Genomic DNA, 18,581 nt, shown 5'->3' on the forward strand with positions numbered 1-18,581 from the left:
AGAGTTATGACTGTATTAGGCACCGCGCTGCGCCCGGCAGCCACCAAAGTAATGCTGTTAGGTTCCGGCGAGCTGGGCAAAGAAGTCGCCATTGAATGTCAGCGTCTGGGCATTGAAACTATCGCCGTCGACCGCTACCCCGATGCCCCGGCGATGCAGGTCGCCCACCGCGCCCACGTCATCAATATGCTGCACGGCGAGAGCCTGCGCGCCCTGATTGAACAGGAAAAACCCGATTACATCGTGCCGGAGATCGAAGCTATTGCTACCGATACCCTGGTTGAACTGGAACAGGCCGGGCAGAAAGTGGTCCCCACGGCGCGGGCGGCAAAGCTCACCATGAACCGCGAAGGCATTCGCCGCCTGGCGGCAGAAGAGCTGCAGCTCCCCACCTCCAGCTATCGCTTCGCCGACAGCGAAGAAGGCTTCCGTGCGGCCGTTACCGAGATCGGTTTGCCATGCATCGTCAAACCGGTGATGAGCTCCTCCGGCAAAGGCCAGAGCTTTATCCGCTCGGCTGACCAGCTCAGCGAAGCCTGGCGCTATGCGCAGCAGGGCGGCCGCGCCGGCGCCGGGCGGGTGATCGTCGAGGGGGTGGTGAGTTTCGACTTTGAAATCACCCTGCTCACCGTCAGCGCCGTCGATGGCGTGCATTTCTGCGCCCCGGTTGGCCATCGCCAGGAAGACGGCGATTACCGTGAGTCCTGGCAACCGCAGCAGATGAGCGACCTGGCCCTCGAACGTGCCCAGGCCATCGCCCGCAAGGTGGTGCTGGCGCTGGGCGGTCATGGCCTGTTTGGCGTGGAACTGTTCGTATGCGGCGACGAGGTGATCTTTAGCGAAGTCTCCCCGCGCCCACATGACACCGGCATGGTGACGCTGATCTCGCAGGATCTCTCGGAATTCGCCCTGCACGTTCGCGCCTTCCTTGGACTGCCCGTCGGCGCTATCCGTCAGTATGGTCCGGCCGCTTCCGCAGTGATCCTTCCGCAGCTGACCAGCCAGAACGTCAGCTTTGGCCAGTTGCAATCGGCCGTCGGGGCTGGCCTGCAGCTGCGTCTGTTCGGCAAGCCAGAGATTGACGGTACCCGCCGCCTGGGGGTGACCCTCGCCGTCGCCGATTCAGTCGAAGAGGCGGTGGCACGGGCTAAAACTGCCGCCGCGGCGGTCATCGTCGAAGGGTAGAGACAAAAAAACCCGGTCGCGTTGCCGCTGACCGGGTTGTCGACCTTGAGGCGCGGTTTACTTCGCGCCTTCCACCGCTTCACGCGCCAGGGTGGTAATGCGATCGTAGTCGCCGGCCTCCAGCGCATCGGCTGGCACCAGCCAGGAACCGCCAATGCACAGCACGCTGTTCAGCGCCAGGTAGTCACGGTAGTTGGCCGGAGAGATACCGCCGGTCGGGCAGAAACGAATGTGGCCGAACGGACCCGCAATCGCCTGCAGGGCTTTCACGCCGCCGTTGGCTTCCGCCGGGAAGAATTTAAACTCTTTCAGACCATACTGCATACCCAGCATCAGCTCGGACACCGTGCTGATCCCCGGGATCAGCGGAATGGTGCCGTCTTCAGTCGCCGCTTTCAGCAGGGATTCGGTCAGCCCCGGGCTGATAGCGAACTGCGCGCCAGCTTCCGTTACCGCTTTCAGCTGCTCGACGTTGGTGACCGTGCCCGCGCCGACAATCGCGTCCGGCACTTCTTTGGCAATCGCGCGGATCGCTTCCAGGGCGCACTCGGTGCGCAGGGTGACTTCCAACACGCGCACGCCGCCTGCGACCAGCGCTTTCGCCATCGGTACCGCATGCTCCAGCTTTTTCACTACGATAACCGGGACAACCGGACCGGAGGTGAGGATTGCTTCTGCTGTTGTTTTCCAGTTTTTCATCAGGATTTTCTCTCGCCAGATCTAGAAATAAAATCGTCTTAAAAAGTGATGCAGGTTGCGCCCTGCTCCGCGCCAGAGAGCTTCTCACGCAGCGCCCCAAACATCTCCCGACCGGTTCCCACGCGCGACGCGCTGAGGTCAGGGATATGCGGCTGACGCGCCGCCAGTTCGGCATCGTCCACCAGCAGCGTCAGTTCTCCCGTCTGTCCGTTCACGCGAATCACATCGCCATCGCGCACTTTGGCCAGCAAACCACCGTCATACGCTTCAGGCGTGACATGGATAGCTGACGGGACTTTACCGGAGGCGCCAGAGAGTCGGCCATCGGTCACCAGCGCTATTTTGAAACGGCGGTCCAATAATACACCAAGTGGCGGCATAAGTTTATGTAATTCTGGCATCCCGTTCGCTTTTGGCCCCTGATGACGGACCACCACCACACAATCTTTATCCAGCAAGCCCGCTTCAAAGGCCGGCAATACGTCGTGTTGGCTCTCGAACACCACCGCCGGCGCTTCAATCACCTGGTTCTCTACCGGGACCGCCGACGTTTTCATTACCGCGCGTCCCAGGTTGCCGCTCAGCACTTTCGTGCCGCCGTGGCGGGAGAACGGTTTCTCGAAGGTCGCGATGACCTGATCGTCAAGCGGCGCTGTCGCCCCTTCACGCCAGTCCAGCTCGCCGTTGTTGAGCCACGGTTCCAGGGTGTAACGCGACAGACCAAAGCCGGCGACGGTGTGAACATCCTCATGCAGCAGGCCGCCTTTCAGCAGCTCGCGCACCAGTACCGGAACGCCGCCCGCCGCCTGGAAGTGGTTAATATCCGCCGGGCCGTTGGGATAGAGGCGCGCCAGCAGCGGCACCACGTCTGACAGGTCGGAGAAATCGTCCCAGTTAATAATGATCCCCGCCGCGCGGGCCATCGCCACCAGGTGCATGGTATGGTTGGTGGAGCCACCGGTCGCCAGCAGCGCCACGATGCCGTTGACTACCACTTTTTCGTCGAACATTTTCCCCAGCGGCATCCACTCGTTGCCATTGCCGGTCATGCGGGTGACCTGGCGTGCGGCAGCGGCGGTCAGCGCGTCCCGCAGCGGGGCATCCGGATGGACGAAGGACGATCCCGGCAGTTGCATGCCCATAAACTCGACCACCATCTGGTTGGTGTTCGCCGTCCCGTAGAAAGTACAGGTTCCCGGCGCGTGATAAGAGGCGGCTTCGGACTCCAGCAGCGCCATACGATCCACTTTACCTTCCGCGTACAGCTGGCGAATGCGGACCTTCTCTTTATTAGCCAGGCCGCTGGCCATTGGACCGGAGGGAATAAAGATCGACGGCAGATGGCCGAAAGAGAGCGCTGCCATGGTCAGGCCGGGGACAATTTTATCGCACACGCCGAGGTATAGCGCGCCATCGAACATGTTATGCGACAGGCCGATTGCGGCGGACATGGCGATCACTTCGCGGCTCAGCAATGAGAGCTCCATACCGTCCTGCCCCTGGGTTACGCCGTCGCACATTGCCGGCACGCCGCCAGCCACCTGGCCGACCGCATTGGCGCTATGCAGCGCTTTACGGATGATGTCCGGATAGTGTTCATAGGGCTGGTGAGCGGACAACATATCGTTGTAGGAGGTGATGATGGCGATGTTGTTGCGCAACATGCTTTTCAGAGAGGCTTTGTCGTCAGCCTGACAGGCCGCGAAACCGTGAGCCAGATTGCCACAGGCCAGTTGCGCACGATGCACGGTGTCGGTTTTGGCCTGGTTAATCCTTGCGAGGTAAGCCGCGCGGGTCTCACGCGACCGTTCGATAATGCGATTTGTTACCCGTAACATTGTCGAATTCATAAAGGCTCCTCAAATTTGTATCTGTCCGGCCGCTGCGTGATGACGTATTTTTGTGCTAAAGGCCACCAACACCAGCGCTCAGGGGCAAAATGTCTGAAAGCAGTGTAATAAAAAAAGCCCCGTGGGTGAATCCTCACGGGGCTTAAAAGATTAAAAAGCGTGCGACTTTCTGCGTCAGATCATGTTACCGGTAAAATAACCCTGACGGATTAGGCGGCGAGCTTACTCGAACTCGTTCCACGAGCGGCCGTCACGGGTGATCATCGCCACCGACGCAACCGGTCCCCAGGTCCCTGCCTGATACGGTTTCGGCGCATCGCGGTCGGCAGCCCAGGCTTCGGTGATGGAATCCACCCATTTCCACGCCTCTTCGACTTCATCACGGCGCACAAACAGCGCCTGGATACCGCGCATGGTCTCCAGCAACAGACGCTCATAAGCATCGGCCAGGTGCGTCTGATTAAAGGTCTCGGAGTAGCTCAGATCCAGCTTAGTGATCTGCAGATTATGCTTATGGTCGAGGCCCGGCACTTTGTTCAGCACCTGGATATCCACCCCTTCGTCCGGCTGCAGACGAATAGTCAGCTTGTTCTGCGGCAGTTCCTGCCAGGTCTCTTTAAACAGGTTCAGCTCCGGGGTTTTGAAGTAAACCACTACCTCAGAGCATTTGGTCGGCAGACGTTTGCCGGTGCGCAGATAGAACGGTACGCCGGCCCAGCGCCAGTTATCGATATCGACACGGATCGCCACGAAGGTTTCGGTGTTACTGGTTTTGTTGGCGCCCTCTTCTTCGAGATAGCCCGGCACTTTTTTGCCCTGGGCAAAGCCGGCGGTGTACTGGCCGCGAACGGTTTTCTCACGCACGTTGGAGCGATCAATGCGACGCAGGGATTTCAGGACCTTGACCTTTTCATCACGGATGCTGTCGGCGCTGAGATCGGACGGCGGCGACATGGCAATCATGCAGAGGATCTGCAGCAGGTGGTTCTGGATCATGTCGCGCATCTGTCCGGCCTGGTCGAAGTAACCCCAGCGCCCTTCAATACCCACCTCTTCCGCGACGGTAATTTCGACATGATCGATAGTGCGGCAGTCCCAGTTATTGACGAACAGGGAGTTGGCAAAGCGCAGCGCCAGCAGGTTGAGGACCGTCTCTTTACCGAGGTAGTGGTCGATACGGTAGACCTGGCACTCTTCAAAAAACTCGCCGACCTGGTCATTGATTTCACGCGAGGTTTCCAGCGAGGTACCCAGCGGTTTTTCCATCACCACGCGCGCAGGCTTGGCATTGAGCTTCGCTTCGCCCAGACCTTTGCAGATCGCGCCAAAGGTGCTCGGCGGCATGGCGAAATAGTTGATGGTGACACGGTTCTGTTGATCCAGCATCTCACCCAGACGCGTGAAGCCGCTGGTGTCATTGACGTCAAGGTTACAGAACTCCAGGCGTCCGCTCAGGGAATCCCACAAACCTTCATCAATTTTTTCCTTCATGAAGGTTTCCAGCGCTTCGCGCACGACTTTGGTGTAAGCCGCTTTATCCCAATCGGCACGGCCGACGCCAATGATGCGGGTGTCGGCGTGGATCTGGCCCGCTTTTTCAAGCTGATACAGGGAAGGCAACAATTTACGTCGCGCCAGGTCGCCCTTCGCGCCGAAAATGACCAGGTCGCATGCCTGGGCCGTTTGCGTTACCGCCATGTCATTCTCCTCAGTTGATAGTCTGGTGCTTCTGCCAGGCTATATTTGTAATTTTCTTACACTGCACTGTACTGTGTTTACGTATTTCCCGAAAGCCTTCCCCTTCGTTTGCGGCGGTAAAACCGCACAGGGTGAAAACATTCGGCGATGATTTGGGCATCTGGCTGATATTGTTCGTTGTTTGTACCTGTTTCAGGTCAGTAAAATACGACTCTGATCATGTAATGAAAAAAAACAACATTATTTCACGTCATTCCTCACCGCTTGCGCTTGCGGAGGGGTATATTCTTGCTAAAACGCCCGATGATTTCACCCATTAATGAAATCGTTTCCATTGATGAGCGCCCTGTTACTAATGAACATGCTGGAAAAAATCCAGTCCCGACTGGAACACCTTAGCAAATCTGAACGCAAAGTGGCGGAAGTGATCCTCGCCACCCCCGCGCAGGCCATTCATTCGAGCATCGCCGCCCTCGCCCTTGAGGCCGGGGTGAGCGAACCGACCGTCAATCGCTTCTGCCGCAGCCTCGAAACCCGCGGGTTTCCTGATTTTAAACTGCACCTTGCCCAGAGCCTCGCGCACGGTACGCTCTATGTTAACCGGAATGTTGATGAAGACGACAGCGTTGAGTCATACACGGGAAAAATATTCGAATCGGCCATGGCGAGTTTAGATCAGGTCCACCATTCTCTCGACATGTCGGCGGTGAATCGCGCGGTGGATCTGCTGACTCAGGCCAAAAAAATCGCCTTTTTCGGCCTCGGTTCCTCGGCGGCGGTCGCCCATGATGCGATGAACAAATTTTTCCGCTTTAACGTGCCGGTCATCTATTCCGACGACATTGTCCTGCAACGCATGAGCTGTATGAATTGCGATGACGATGATGTGGTGGTGATTATCTCACATACCGGAAGAACCAAGAGCCTGGTGGAACTGGCGCAGCTGGCCCGTGAAAACGATGCCATGGTGATCGCCCTCACCTCCGCCGGTACCCCCCTGGCCCGGGAAGCCACGCTCGCTATCACCCTCGATGTGCCGGAAGATACCGACATCTATATGCCGATGGTCTCCCGTCTGGCCCAGTTGACCGTCATCGACGTGCTGGCGACGGGTTTTACGCTGCGTCGGGGGGCAAAATTCAGAGATAACTTGAAGAGGGTCAAGGAAGCGCTGAAGGAATCGCGTTTTGATAAAGAACAGTTCGTACCCAGTGATAATCAATAAAAGTTGATAACAAGCAGTACCCCATTACACCTTCGATAACGATCCGGCTGTGCGACGTTGCAGGCTGGCGCTACCGAATCCATGTTCACGCAACACCAAAGTTGTATCAGTCAACGGAGTATTACATGTCCAGAAGGCTTCGCAGAACCAAAATCGTTACTACCTTAGGCCCAGCAACTGACCGTGATAACAACCTGGAAAAAGTTATCGCCGCGGGCGCAAACGTAGTGCGTATGAACTTCTCTCACGGCACCCCGGAAGATCATCAGCTCCGTGCCGACAAAGTGCGTGAGATTGCGGCGAAACTGGGCCGTCACGTTGCTATCCTCGGCGACCTCCAGGGACCAAAAATTCGCGTATCGACCTTCAAAGAAGGCAAAATTTTCCTCAATATCGGCGACAAATTCCTGCTCGACGCTAACCTCGGCAAAGGTGAAGGCGACAAAGAGAAAGTCGGGATCGACTACAAAGGCCTGCCGGCGGACGTCGTGCCGGGCGATATCCTGCTGCTCGACGATGGTCGCGTACAGCTGAAAGTCCTCGAAGTTCAGGGGATGAAAGTGTTTACTGAAGTGACTGTCGGCGGTCCGTTATCTAACAACAAAGGGATCAACAAGCTGGGCGGCGGTCTGTCTGCCGAAGCGCTGACCGACAAAGACAAGGCTGATATCGTCACCGCCGCCAAAATCGGCGTCGACTACCTGGCGGTCTCTTTCCCGCGCTGCGGCGAAGACCTGAACTACGCCCGTCGCCTGGCGCGCGATGCCGGCTGCGATGCGAAAATCGTCGCCAAAGTTGAGCGTGCGGAAGCAGTCTGCGATCAGGATGCGATGGACGACGTGATCCTCGCCTCCGATGTGGTCATGGTTGCGCGCGGCGACCTCGGCGTCGAAATCGGCGATCCAGAACTGGTGGGTATCCAGAAAGCGCTGATTCGTCGTGCCCGTCAGCTGAACCGTTCCGTCATTACCGCTACCCAGATGATGGAGTCGATGATCACCAACCCGATGCCGACTCGCGCGGAAGTGATGGACGTGGCCAACGCCGTGCTGGATGGTACCGATGCGGTGATGCTCTCCGCGGAAACCGCTGCCGGTCAGTACCCGTCGGAAACCGTGGCCGCGATGGCGCGCGTGTGTCTGGGCGCCGAAAAAATCCCGAGCCTCAACGTCTCCAAACACCGTCTGGACGTCCAGTTCGACAACGTGGAAGAAGCGATTGCCATGTCGGCGATGTATGCCGCCAACCACCTGAAAGGCATCACGGCCATCATCACCATGACTGAATCGGGCCGCACCGCGCTGATGACCTCGCGCATCAGTTCCGGTCTGCCGATTTTCGCCCTTTCCCGCCACGAGCGCACCCTGAACCTGACCGCACTCTACCGCGGGGTGACCCCGGTGTTCTTCGACAGCCAGAATGACGGGGTAGCCGCTGCGCACGATGCCGTCAATCTGCTGCGGGATAAAGGCTATCTCGTCTCCGGTGACCTCGTGGTCGTGACCCAGGGTGATGTGATGAGCACCATCGGCAGCACCAACACCACCCGTATCCTCACCGTCGAGTAAGCCTCGGTGTCGACCTGCCAGCGATGCGGCTGGCAGGTTTTTTTTGCCCACTATCTGGCAGACTACACCATCCAGCTCAACAACAGCGTCGCGGCGATCACCGTTGACGCCCCGCCGATCCGCGTCGCAATCTGTGCAAACGGCATCAACCCCATTCTGTTTGACGCCGAGAGGATGGCCACATCTCCGGTTCCTCCAAGGCCACTATGGCAGCTGGTCACGATAGCGGCTTCCACCGGATACATATTCAGGCGAGCAGCGATAAAGAAACCGCTCAGCGCCATGGCAATAACGATGGAGCCGCAAACCACGACGTAACCAACGGAGAACACCGAGACCACGCTCTCCAGCGGCACATACAGCATGCCCAGGCCGATCATCAGCGGCCACACCAGCGCGGCGGAGACGAACTTGTAGCAGCTATGCGCCCCCAGCTCCATCGCCGCCGGGATAACTTTGGTATATTTGCAGAAGACGGCCGCCAGAATCATCAGCACCGGCCCCGGAATATGCACCACCTTCTCCAGCAGACCACCGACGATGAAAAACGCGCAAATCATCAGCAACCCGGCACCCATGAGCTGAAAATCGGTGGGTTGGGTACTCTGATGTTGCGCAAAGACGCTATTATCGTCATGGCTACGGATCAGCATCCCATTGCCGGATAGCGCCGGACGACGTGCGCCCATGCGCGCCAGAAAACCAGCGCAGATAATGGCGAAAATATTCCCAACCACCGCGGCCGGCGCCAGCTGGGCAACATAGACATCAGGCGTTTGCCCGAGAATGGCCGAATAAGCCAGCGACAAAGGCAGGATCCCTTCGCCGATGCCGCCGCCGATAATTGGCACGATAATAAAAAAGAAGGTGTGGTAAATACTGTAGCCAAATAAGCTGCCCACCAGCAGGCCGGTTAATATTGCCGCCCCGGTCCCCACCACCAACGGGACAAACATACGCACCATCCCCTGGATCAGAATAGTGCGGTTCATTCCCAGAATACTCCCGACGACCAGACAGGCGATGACGAAATAGAGGAGATTGGCCTCTTTCATCAGCAAGTGCACAGTATCGAGCGTATGAGCTTCAAACACGCCAAAGTAGACCAACACTGAGGGCATCATCAGGCACAAGATAGCCGGCCCGCCAATGTCTTTTAATACTGGTACCATGCGGCCAATCTTAGCCAGCGCGAATCCGAGGGTCATAATGACCGCCAGTCCGCCAATCATATTTTTCGGCAGCAGACCCGCACTCGCAGAGAGCGCGACGATCGCAGCGATACCAATAAAGAGCGTTAACGGTACGGCACCAACGTCGATATTGGAAAAAAATCGTGTCGATTGCCCGTTCGGTTGGGTTTTATCTATCGGGTGGTTGAGTGAATTATTTTCCATATTTTTACCTGAATGATAAGGAGGTAGCGTAGGGTAGTAACGCAATATTAAAATTTGCGTAGCAACATAAACGAAATAGCACTAAACACCGGCTCAACAAAATACACTCAAAACGGTAGCACAGGCGTTTAAAACAAAAAATGACAAACGGTTTTCCGCTGTCGGCTTTGTGACTAAACCATAAAGTTTATTTTAAGTAATTTAATTTATCGTCATAAAGCTAAAGTTAGCATCATCGATAATATTTGCATCTCATTCAAGCAACTCCATGATTTAACCCTGATTTACCCATTTGTAAGTAAAGTATCCGAGGCGAAATTATTTAAAGGCAGGCGACTGTGATGACTATCACCTTTTAAATATTACGGGATCGCTAGATTGGCGACACAACAACCCAATAAAATATGTCAGGACATCTTATGCCTTCACTACTCTTACAATCCCTTTTCCCATTGGTATTTATCATGCTGCTGGGATGGCTTAGCGGTAAACTAGGCTATACCCGGCGCGAGGATGCCTCCGTTCTTGCCACGGTGGTGATCCGCTTTGCGCTTCCGTTCCATCTTTTTATCGGCGCGTTAAATACCAATCCCGATAAAATTAAAAACTTCACCTTTATGGCGGTGTTAGTCATTGGCCTGATGGGATCCTATTTTCTCACGCTGCTGATCTCACGCTATGTTTTCCGTCATGATATTAAAACCAGCGCGATTCAGTCGCTGGTTTGCGCCTTCCCCGATATGGCCTACTTTGGTGCGCCCGTTCTGGCGGTACTGATAGGCCCGGAGGGTTTTCTTGGCGTGCTTATCGGAAACCTGGTGACCAGCGTATTGATGATCCCTCTGACTATCATCCTGATTCGCATGGGAGACAAGCACGGAAGTGCGGATGAACCCCAGCTTCATGCCGGGCAGCTGATCCTGCAAAACCTGCTGAAAGCCGTGAGAAACCCCATCGTCTGGATCCCGATTTCCGGCGTGTTGCTCAGCCTGGCAGGGGTCCAGTTGCCGCATATGCTCAGTATGCCTATTGAAATGGTGGGTAAAATCGCCGGCGGTCTGTCACTGTTCGCCCTGGGGCTGCTGTTTTACGGCGAACGCCCGACGGTCAATATTCAAACCTGTACCAATATCAGTATCAAAAATCTGATCCAACCGGCAATGATGGCGCTGGCCGGACTGGCCTTCGGGCTCAGTCATACCTTAATGCAACAGGTTATTATCATCGGCGCGACGCCTTCCGCCATCGCCGCAGGGATGTTTGCTCTGCGCAGCGATACCTATATTGAGCCGGCCTCATCCTCTATTTTGCTGGGTACCGCCATCGGCGTCGTCACCGAAGGCATTATGATTTATTTAATTTCGTGAACACGGAACGAAAACCCTTAAGCATCCCGGTCATTATTTACTATGATATTCAGGAGTCATCCAATGTTAGCCACAGAAACCTTATACACTCCCTATAACGGTGCAGTCTTGCTGGAAAATCCGTTATTAAATAAAGGCCTTGCATTTACCGAAAGTGAACGCACAGCATTTAATCTTCAGGGACTGTTACCCCATAATGTTGAAACCATTGAAGAACAAACCGAGCGCGCATGGGGCCAGTTTTGCCAGTTCAAAAAGAGTATTTCACGCCATATCTATCTCAGGAATATTCAGGATACTAACGAGACATTATTTTATAACCTGCTGCGCAGCCATATGAAAGAAACGTTGCCGGTGATCTATACCCCGACGGTGGGAGAAGCGTGCGAACATTTTTCAGAAATATATCGCCGGGGACGCGGTTTATTTATTTCCTGGCCTAACCGTCACCAGATTGACGAAATGCTGCAGGGGTTTTCCCGCAATGATATCAAAGTCATTGTCGTGACCGATGGCGAGCGCATTCTGGGGCTGGGTGACCAGGGGATTGGTGGCATGGGGATCCCCATTGGCAAACTCTCGTTATATACCGCCTGCGGGGGTATTCACCCGGCATCCACGCTGCCCATTATGTTAGATGTTGGTACCAATAACCCGCAGCATCTGGAGGATCCACTGTATATGGGCTGGCGCCATCCGCGCATCAGCGACGAGCAGTACCTTGAGTTTATGGACATGTTTGTCTATGCCATTCAGCAACGTTGGCCGAATGTATTACTTCAGTTTGAAGATTTTGCCCAAAAGAATGCCACGCGACTGCTCAACCGTTATCGTCACCAGCTGTGCTGTTTTAACGATGATATCCAGGGTACCGCCGCCGTGACCTCAGGGACGCTGATCGCCGCCGCGGCCGCGGCCGGGACGCCGATCCGCGACCAGCGGGTAGTTTTCCTCGGTGGCGGTTCGGCCGGATGCGGCATTGCGGAAAAAATCATTGCGCTGATGGTGGATGATGGTCTCTCGGAGGAGGAAGCGCGACGCCGCATCTTTATGGTTGACCGCTTTGGCCTGCTGACGGATGAGATGCCCAATCTGCTCGATTTTCAACGCAACCTCGTGACGCCGCGAGCCAGTATTGCCCACTGGGATACCGAGTCCGCCCAGCTGTCGCTGATGGATGTCGTACGCAACGTCCACCCTACCGTACTGATTGGCGTGTCAGGCCAGCCGGGGTTGTTTAGCGAGGAGATTGTGAAAGAGATGCATCGGCACTGCCCGCGTCCGATTATTATGCCGCTGTCTAACCCCACCTCCCGGGCCGAAGCCCAGCCGAAGGATTTGCTGGAGTGGACCCGGGGAAGCGCGCTGATCGCCACCGGTAGCCCGTTCGAACCCGTCTTCTACGACGGCAAAACCTACGATATCGCTCAGTGCAACAACGCCTATATTTTCCCCGGTCTGGGGCTGGGGATCCTCGCCAGTAAAGCGCAGCGCGTCACCGAAGCGATGCTGATCACCTGCAGTAAAACCCTCGCAGCCCACTCGCCTTTGGCGACCCGTGAAACCGGTGCTTTACTGCCGCCGGTTGAAGAGATTGAAATGATTTCCCGGGCTATTGCCGCAGAGGTTGCTCGCGCCGCGCAGCGGGACGGCGTCGCGCCGCAGATTGACGAGGCACAGCTGGCGGCGAATATCGATAAAACCTTCTGGCGAGCGCGCTACACCGCCTATAAACGATCGTCATTCTGATCGCTATTCCTCAACTCATCTTGCGGGAAGCCGGCTGGCTTCCCGCCACACCGGGGAACCACGCATGTTCAATGTGCTGATCGTCGATGATGATCCCATGGTAGCCGAACTGAACCGGCTGTTTATCAGCCGGGTGGCTGATTTTCACTGCTGCGGGGTGGCGGCGACGATCGGCGACGCCAAAGCGATGCTGAGCCATCTGGCGCAGGTCGATCTACTGCTGCTGGATGTCTACATGCAACAGGAGAATGGCCTTGACCTGCTGCCCTCGCTTCGCGCAGATGCGCGGAATATTGACGTCATCATGATGACATCTGCCGCCGATGCGCTCACGCTACAAACGGCGCTGCACTATGGCGTGGTGGATTACCTGATTAAACCGTTTCAGTTTCCGCGCTTTGAGGAAGCCCTGCAGACATGGCGCAACAAGCGTGAAGTGAAGCAGGCGAAATCCTGTTACGCCCAGGCGGATATCGACACCCTGCTGCGTCGCGGGATCCCGCAACAGGAAAGCGCCCGCCGCTTGCCGAAAGGGCTGACTCCGCAAACCCTTCGCCTGGTGTGCCAGTGGATTGACGCCCATCAGGCGCGCGATTTTTCGACCAACGAGCTGGCGGCGGCGCTGCAGATATCCAGGGTGTCATGCCGCAAATACCTGATTTGGCTGGAGCAGATAAACGTGCTCTTCACGACCAATCACTACGGTATCACTGGCCGCCCGGAGTATCGCTACCGGCTTGTCGTCGAGAACGTGATGTTACTGACGCAATATAGCCAGTGAGCCGGGAACGCCCACTGGCTCTCTTTTAGACTACTTCTTTGGGAACAGCTCTTTGCGTTTATAGGGCTCGATTTCACCCGGTTTGCGCGTTTTCAGCAGCTTCAGGATCCAGGTGTACTGCTCGGTGTGCGGCTTAACAAACACTTCCACTTCTTCGTTCATCCGCCGGGCGATCGTCGTATCGTCAGCGTCCAGCAGATCGTCCATTGGTGGACGGACCAGCACCGTCAGCCGATGCGTTTGGCCATCATAGACCGGGAACAGCGGTACGACGCGGGCGCGGCATACCTTCATTAAACGGCCAATCGCTGGCAGCGTCGCCTTGTAGGTAGCAAAGAAATCCACAAATTCACTGTGCTCTGCGCCGTGATCCTGGTCGGGCAGATAGTAACCCCAGTAGCCCTGGCGCACCGACTGAATAAACGGTTTGATTCCGTCGTTGCGCGCGTGCATACGCCCGCCAAAACGACGGCGCACGGTATTCCACACGTAATCAAAGACCGGGTTACCCTGGTTGTGGAACATCGCCGCCATCTTCTGCCCACCGGAGGCCATCAGCATCGCCGGGATATCCACGCCCCAGGCATGCGGAACGAGGAAAATCACTTTCTCGTTATTACGCTGCATCTCGTCGATGATCTCTTTCCCCTGCCAGTCGACGCGGGCAAGGATTTTTTGCGGATCGCGCAGGCCCAGCTCGGCCATCATCACCATCGCCTGCGGCGCCGAGGCATACATGGCGTCGATGATCGCTTCCCGTTCGCGCTCGCTTTTTTCCGGAAAACAGTACAGCAAATTAATCTGCGCCCGGCGCCGCGAGCTTTTCGCCAAACGCCCTACGAAGCGGCCGAGTTTGCCGAGGATCGGATCGCGAAAGGAAGGCGGCGTCAGCGCGATGCCAGCGAAGGCAAAGACGCCCAGCCACGCGCCCCAGTAGCGCGGCAGTAAAAAGGATTTCTCAAACTTAGGGATAAACTCAATATTATTTTTTTTCGTTTCCATGCCCAATCCGCAGGTCGACTGCTTAATCAAGATAATGGGATAGTGTAGCGAGACGTTGGGTAACCTACAAAAGAAAAAGCCGGCGCCCTGGGGCACCGGCTTTCCACTGACCGGTAGTTAGTCAAACCGCAGCTGCGGGACGACCTCTTTGACCTGCGCCAGGTAATCGGTACGGTCGGAACCGCTCAGCCCTTCGGTACGCGGCAGCTTAGCCGTCAGCGGGTTGACCGCCTGCTGGTTGATCCACACTTCGTAGTGCAGATGCGGTCCGGTAGAGCGGCCGGTATTCCCCGACAGCGCGATACGATCGCCGCGCTTCACTTTCTGCCCCGGTTTCACCAGCAGCTTACGCAAGTGCATATAGCGGGTGGTATAGGTGCGACCATGGCGGATAGCAACATAATACCCGGCAGCGCCGCTGCGCTTGGCCACCACCACTTCACCATCGCCGACCGCCAGCACTGGCGTCCCCTGCGGCATCGCGAAATCGACGCCACGGTGCGGCGCGACGCGCCCGGTGACCGGGTTCAGACGACGCGGGTTAAAGTTAGAGGAGACGCGGAACTGACGCGCCGTCGGGAAGCGCATAAAGCCTTTCGCCAGCCCCGTCCCGTTACGATCGTAGAATTTGCCGTCTTCGGCACGGATAGCAAAGTAGTCTTTACCATCGGAGCGCAAACGCACGCCCAGCAGCTGACTTTGCTCGCGCTTACCGTCGAGCATTTCGCGCGACATCAATACCGAGAACTCGTCGCCTTTTTTCAGCTTACGGAAATCCATCTGCCACTGCATGGCCTTGATCACCGCGCTGATTTCGGTACTGGTCAGCCCGGCGTCTCGTGCGCTGGAGACAAAGCTGGCGCCGACGGTGCCCTTCAGCACATTGTTGACCCAGTCGCCTTTCTGCAGCTCGCTGCTCATTTTAAAACCGTTATCCACACGGGTATAAGTGCGGGTTTCACGGCGGGACATCTCCCAGGTCAGACTCTGCAGATCGCCGTCCGCGGTCAGAGTCCAGGAGAGCTGCTGGCCAATTTTCAGATTACGCAGCTCTTTATCGGCGGAGGAAAGCTGGGCGATATCACCCATATCGATACCGTACTGGTTCAGGATGCTGCTGAGCGTATCGCCGGTCGACACCACATATTCGTGACCGCCGGCATCGGTATCGGCCTTCTCGTCGAGTTCATCCTGAGGAATGGCTTCTTCTTCCTGCGGGGCCTGGTCGATCGGCTCGGAGGCTTCCGGCAGCAGGGAACGGATCTCGCTTTTTTCCAGTTCAATGGTTCTGACGATGGGGGCGGATTCCGGGTGGTAAATGTAGGGTCGCCAGACGGCGACCGCTAAGGTAAGAACGCTAAGCGACCCCAACATGACGCGATGAGGTCGTGGCAGATTGTTGAATGCCTGAGTGACAGCGCGGGCTATCTGTTGCACGTATTCACTTCCTCGTTAATCTCCTTTCAGGCAGCTCGAATACTGATTCGCCAGCTGGGTCAGGAATTGCGGGTAACTCGCTTTACCCAACGTAATTCCAGTACCCAGCGGATCCAGGGTTCCCATGCGCACAGACGTGCCCCGGGCAACAGCTTCGATAACCGCTGGCCTGAACTGTGGCTCAGCAAAAACGCACGTGGCCTTCTGCTCAACCAGTTGTGTTCTGATTTCGTGTAAACGCTGCGCACCAGGCTGTATTTCAGGGTTGACGGTAAAGTGCCCCAGTGAGGTCAAACCGTAGTGTTTTTCAAAGTAACCGTAGGCGTCATGAAAAACGAAATAGCCCTTCCCTTTCAGCGGTGCCAGCTCATTGCTAACCTGCTTGTCAGTTGCCGCCAGCGCGGCCTCGAACTGCTGCAGGTTGCTGTCGAGTTTGGCTCGACTCTGCGGCATAAGTTCCAATAATTTATCGTGGATTGCAACCGCCGAAAGCCGCGCTATCTCTGGGGATAACCACAGATGCATATTGTAAATACCGTGATGGTGATCGCCGTCACTTTTTTCTGCTGCGCCGTGGTCATGACCATCATGATCGTCATCATCGTCAGCGCCGGTCATCAGCAGCGGCTTCACCCCATCCAGCTCCGCGATGGTCACCTTTTTATTCGCCGCAATGCTTTGCGTCGACTTATCCATAAAGGCTTCCATTTCCGGACCAATCCATACCACTAAGTCTGCGTTCTGTAAGCGTTTTACATCAGAAGGCCGCAGTGAATAGTCATGCTCTGAGGCGCCGTCGGGCAATAGCACCTGAGTATCTGTCACCCCATCGGCGATAGCGGCTGCAATAAAGCCCAGCGGTTTCATGGAAGTCACTACGGCGGCGCTGGCCAGCGGAACCTGCGCGAACAAAAAAACAGCGCTAAGTCCAGCGCAAAGAAGCGTATTTTTATGTAACATAATGCGTCTAGTCATCGAAACGAGTGAATGTGATGTGATATTATAACATTCACTAGCTTGTGCAACCCTAAATTACTATGACAAACCTTGTTACGCTGGAAAATGTGTCGGTGGCCTTTGGCCAACGCCGCGTGCTGTCTGACATTTCGCTGGCACTCACGCCAGGCAAAATATTAACCCTGCTGGGCCCGAACGGCGCCGGTAAATCGACCCTTGTGCGAGTGGTTCTGGGGCTGGTAGCACCAACAGAGGGTGTCATCAAGCGGGAAGACCGCCTGCGGATTGGCTACGTGCCGCAGAAGCTGCATCTTGACGCCACGCTGCCGCTGACCGTCAGCCGCTTCCTGCGTTTGCGCCCGGGTACCCGCAAAGACGACATCCTGCCGGCACTGAAACGTGTGCAGGCCGGGCATCTGATCGACGCGCCGATGCAAAAACTCTCCGGCGGCGAAACCCAGCGCGTACTGCTGGCCCGCGCCCTGCTCAACCGCCCACAGCTGCTGGTGCTGGATGAACCAACCCAGGGGGTTGACGTCAATGGCCAGGTGGCGCTTTACGATCTTATCGACCAGTTGCGCCATGAACTGGACTGCGCAGTGCTGATGGTATCGCACGACCTGCATCTGGTGATGGCCAAAACCGACGAAGTCCTGTGCCTGAACCAGCATATCTGCTGCTCCGGCGCGCCGGAGGTGGTCTCCATGCATCCGGAGTTTATCTCCATGTTCGGCCCGCGCGGCGCGGAACAGCTGGGGATTTACCGCCACCACCATAATCACCGCCACGACCTTCAGGGGCGAATTGTACTGCGTCGGGGAAACAGCCGCTAATGATTGAACTTCTGTTACCTGGCTGGCTTGCCGGGATGATGCTGGCCTGCGCCGCCGGCCCGCTGGGCTCCTTTGTGGTCTGGCGCCGCATGTCCTATTTTGGCGATACGCTGGCGCATGCGTCGCTGCTCGGCGTCGCTTTCGGCTTACTGCTTAACGTCAATCCGTTTTATGCGGTGATCGCCGTAACCCTGCTGCTGGCCGGCGGGCTGGTGTGGCTGGAGAAACGCCCCCATCTGGCGATCGATACCCTGCTGGGCATCATGGCGCACAGCGCACTGTCGCTGGGGCTGGTGGTGGTCAGTCTGATGTCTAACGTCCGCGTCGATCTGATGGCATACCTGTTCGGCGATCTGCTGGCAGTGACGCCGCAGGATTTGATTGCCATCGCCATTGGCGTAGTGATTGTGATTGGTATCCTGCTCTGGCAGTGGCGACCTCTGCTGGCGATGACCATCAGTCCGGATCTGGCGTTTGTCGATGGCGTGAAACTGCAGCGGGTCAAGCTGCTGTTGATGCTGGTCACCGCCCTGACTATCGGCGTGGCGATGAAGTTCGTCGGCGCGCTGATCATCACTTCCCTGCTGATTATCCCTGCCGCCACCGCCCGCCGTTTTGCCCGCACGCCGGAGCAGATGGCCGCCGTGGCAGTGGGCGTGGGCATGCTGGCGGTCACCGGGGGGCTGACCCTATCGGCCTTCTACGATACCCCCGCAGGGCCATCGGTGGTGCTGTGCGCCGCCGCGCTGTTTATCCTCAGCATGACGAAAAAAGCCGCCAGCTGAAAATGAAAAAGCCCGGTCATGCTGTTGACCGGGCCTCCACACGCACTG

At 56.6% G+C, this 18,581-nt stretch carries 16 protein-coding genes; 8 read left to right on the forward strand and 8 right to left on the reverse strand.

The window, feature by feature from the left end; translation table 11 throughout:
• Positions 1-6: 6 nt before the first annotated feature.
• Positions 7-1,185 carry a formate-dependent phosphoribosylglycinamide formyltransferase gene (purT, locus tag CWM54_RS08990; protein WP_061154106.1) on the forward strand — a complete coding sequence of 393 codons (1,179 nt, stop codon included), beginning with the start codon at positions 7-9 and terminating at the stop codon, positions 1,183-1,185.
• A 57-nt stretch (positions 1,186-1,242) separates the two neighbouring features.
• Here the strand turns inward: purT and CWM54_RS08995 are convergent, their stop codons facing one another.
• The 4 genes from CWM54_RS08995 to CWM54_RS09010 all read right to left on the reverse strand — a co-directional run bounded on the left by CWM54_RS08995 (position 1,243) and on the right by CWM54_RS09010 (position 5,592).
• Positions 1,243-1,884, reverse strand: a complete 642-nt coding sequence (locus CWM54_RS08995; protein WP_002911423.1) for a bifunctional 4-hydroxy-2-oxoglutarate aldolase/2-dehydro-3-deoxy-phosphogluconate aldolase — start codon at positions 1,882-1,884, stop codon at positions 1,243-1,245.
• A 38-nt stretch (positions 1,885-1,922) separates the two neighbouring features.
• A complete protein-coding gene (edd, locus tag CWM54_RS09000) occupies positions 1,923-3,734 on the reverse strand; it encodes a phosphogluconate dehydratase (protein ID WP_100696789.1) in 1,812 nt (603 codons plus the stop codon).
• A 222-nt stretch (positions 3,735-3,956) separates the two neighbouring features.
• Entirely contained in the window at positions 3,957-5,432 is a 1,476-nt protein-coding gene (gene zwf, locus CWM54_RS09005) for a glucose-6-phosphate dehydrogenase (protein WP_008804260.1), read from the reverse strand.
• A 10-nt stretch (positions 5,433-5,442) separates the two neighbouring features.
• Positions 5,443-5,592, reverse strand: coding sequence for a hypothetical protein (locus CWM54_RS09010; RefSeq protein WP_004145554.1), 150 nt, complete (start codon positions 5,590-5,592; stop codon positions 5,443-5,445).
• 159 nt (positions 5,593-5,751) lie between these two features.
• Here CWM54_RS09010 and CWM54_RS09020 point away from each other — a divergent pair, with 159 nt between their 5' ends.
• Complete coding sequence (locus tag CWM54_RS09020) at positions 5,752-6,657, forward strand: MurR/RpiR family transcriptional regulator (protein ID WP_162677299.1); 906 nt, start codon at positions 5,752-5,754, stop codon at positions 6,655-6,657.
• A gap of 125 nt (positions 6,658-6,782) precedes the next feature.
• Positions 6,783-8,225, forward strand: coding sequence for a pyruvate kinase (gene pyk / locus CWM54_RS09025; RefSeq protein WP_074385455.1), 1,443 nt, complete (start codon positions 6,783-6,785; stop codon positions 8,223-8,225).
• 62 nt (positions 8,226-8,287) lie between these two features.
• Here the strand turns inward: pyk and CWM54_RS09030 are convergent, their stop codons facing one another.
• Entirely contained in the window at positions 8,288-9,622 is a 1,335-nt protein-coding gene (locus CWM54_RS09030; protein WP_100681217.1) for a 2-hydroxycarboxylate transporter family protein, read from the reverse strand.
• Positions 9,623-10,041: 419 nt separating this feature from the next.
• On the opposite strand from CWM54_RS09030, the gene CWM54_RS09035 reads away from it, so the two are divergent.
• The 3 genes from CWM54_RS09035 to dcuR all read left to right on the forward strand — a co-directional run bounded on the left by CWM54_RS09035 (position 10,042) and on the right by dcuR (position 13,519).
• Positions 10,042-10,989 (forward strand): AEC family transporter, encoded by a 948-nt coding sequence (locus CWM54_RS09035; RefSeq protein WP_061154102.1) that lies wholly within the window; start codon positions 10,042-10,044, stop codon positions 10,987-10,989.
• A gap of 63 nt (positions 10,990-11,052) precedes the next feature.
• Complete coding sequence (locus tag CWM54_RS09040) at positions 11,053-12,738, forward strand: NAD-dependent malic enzyme (RefSeq protein ID WP_100681218.1); 1,686 nt, start codon at positions 11,053-11,055, stop codon at positions 12,736-12,738.
• Positions 12,739-12,802: 64 nt separating this feature from the next.
• Positions 12,803-13,519, forward strand: coding sequence for a two-component system response regulator DcuR (dcuR, locus tag CWM54_RS09045; protein WP_100681219.1), 717 nt, complete (start codon positions 12,803-12,805; stop codon positions 13,517-13,519).
• Between the two features lie 30 nt (positions 13,520-13,549).
• Here dcuR and lpxM read toward each other — a convergent pair whose 3' ends face one another.
• The 3 genes from lpxM to znuA form a co-directional block, all read right to left on the reverse strand.
• A complete protein-coding gene (gene lpxM / locus CWM54_RS09050) occupies positions 13,550-14,521 on the reverse strand; it encodes a lauroyl-Kdo(2)-lipid IV(A) myristoyltransferase (protein ID WP_061154099.1) in 972 nt (323 codons plus the stop codon).
• A 117-nt stretch (positions 14,522-14,638) separates the two neighbouring features.
• Entirely contained in the window at positions 14,639-15,958 is a 1,320-nt protein-coding gene (gene mepM, locus CWM54_RS09055; protein WP_061154098.1) for a murein DD-endopeptidase MepM, read from the reverse strand.
• 15 nt (positions 15,959-15,973) lie between these two features.
• Positions 15,974-16,918 carry a zinc ABC transporter substrate-binding protein ZnuA gene (gene znuA / locus CWM54_RS09060; protein ID WP_061154097.1) on the reverse strand — a complete coding sequence of 315 codons (945 nt, stop codon included), beginning with the start codon at positions 16,916-16,918 and terminating at the stop codon, positions 15,974-15,976.
• A 110-nt stretch (positions 16,919-17,028) separates the two neighbouring features.
• Here znuA and znuC point away from each other — a divergent pair, with 110 nt between their 5' ends.
• Both znuC and znuB read left to right on the forward strand, forming a co-directional pair.
• Positions 17,029-17,748 (forward strand): zinc ABC transporter ATP-binding protein ZnuC, encoded by a 720-nt coding sequence (gene znuC / locus CWM54_RS09065; RefSeq protein WP_229531798.1) that lies wholly within the window; start codon positions 17,029-17,031, stop codon positions 17,746-17,748.
• Positions 17,748-18,533, forward strand: a complete 786-nt coding sequence (gene znuB, locus CWM54_RS09070) for a zinc ABC transporter permease subunit ZnuB (protein ID WP_061154096.1) — start codon at positions 17,748-17,750, stop codon at positions 18,531-18,533. The genes znuC and znuB overlap by 1 nt, the downstream gene beginning before the upstream one ends.
• The last annotated feature ends 48 nt before the right edge of the window (positions 18,534-18,581 follow it).

This window comes from Klebsiella sp. D-Nf1, from assembly GCF_002810515.1.
Classification (GTDB): domain Bacteria; phylum Pseudomonadota; class Gammaproteobacteria; order Enterobacterales; family Enterobacteriaceae; genus Klebsiella; species Klebsiella variicola.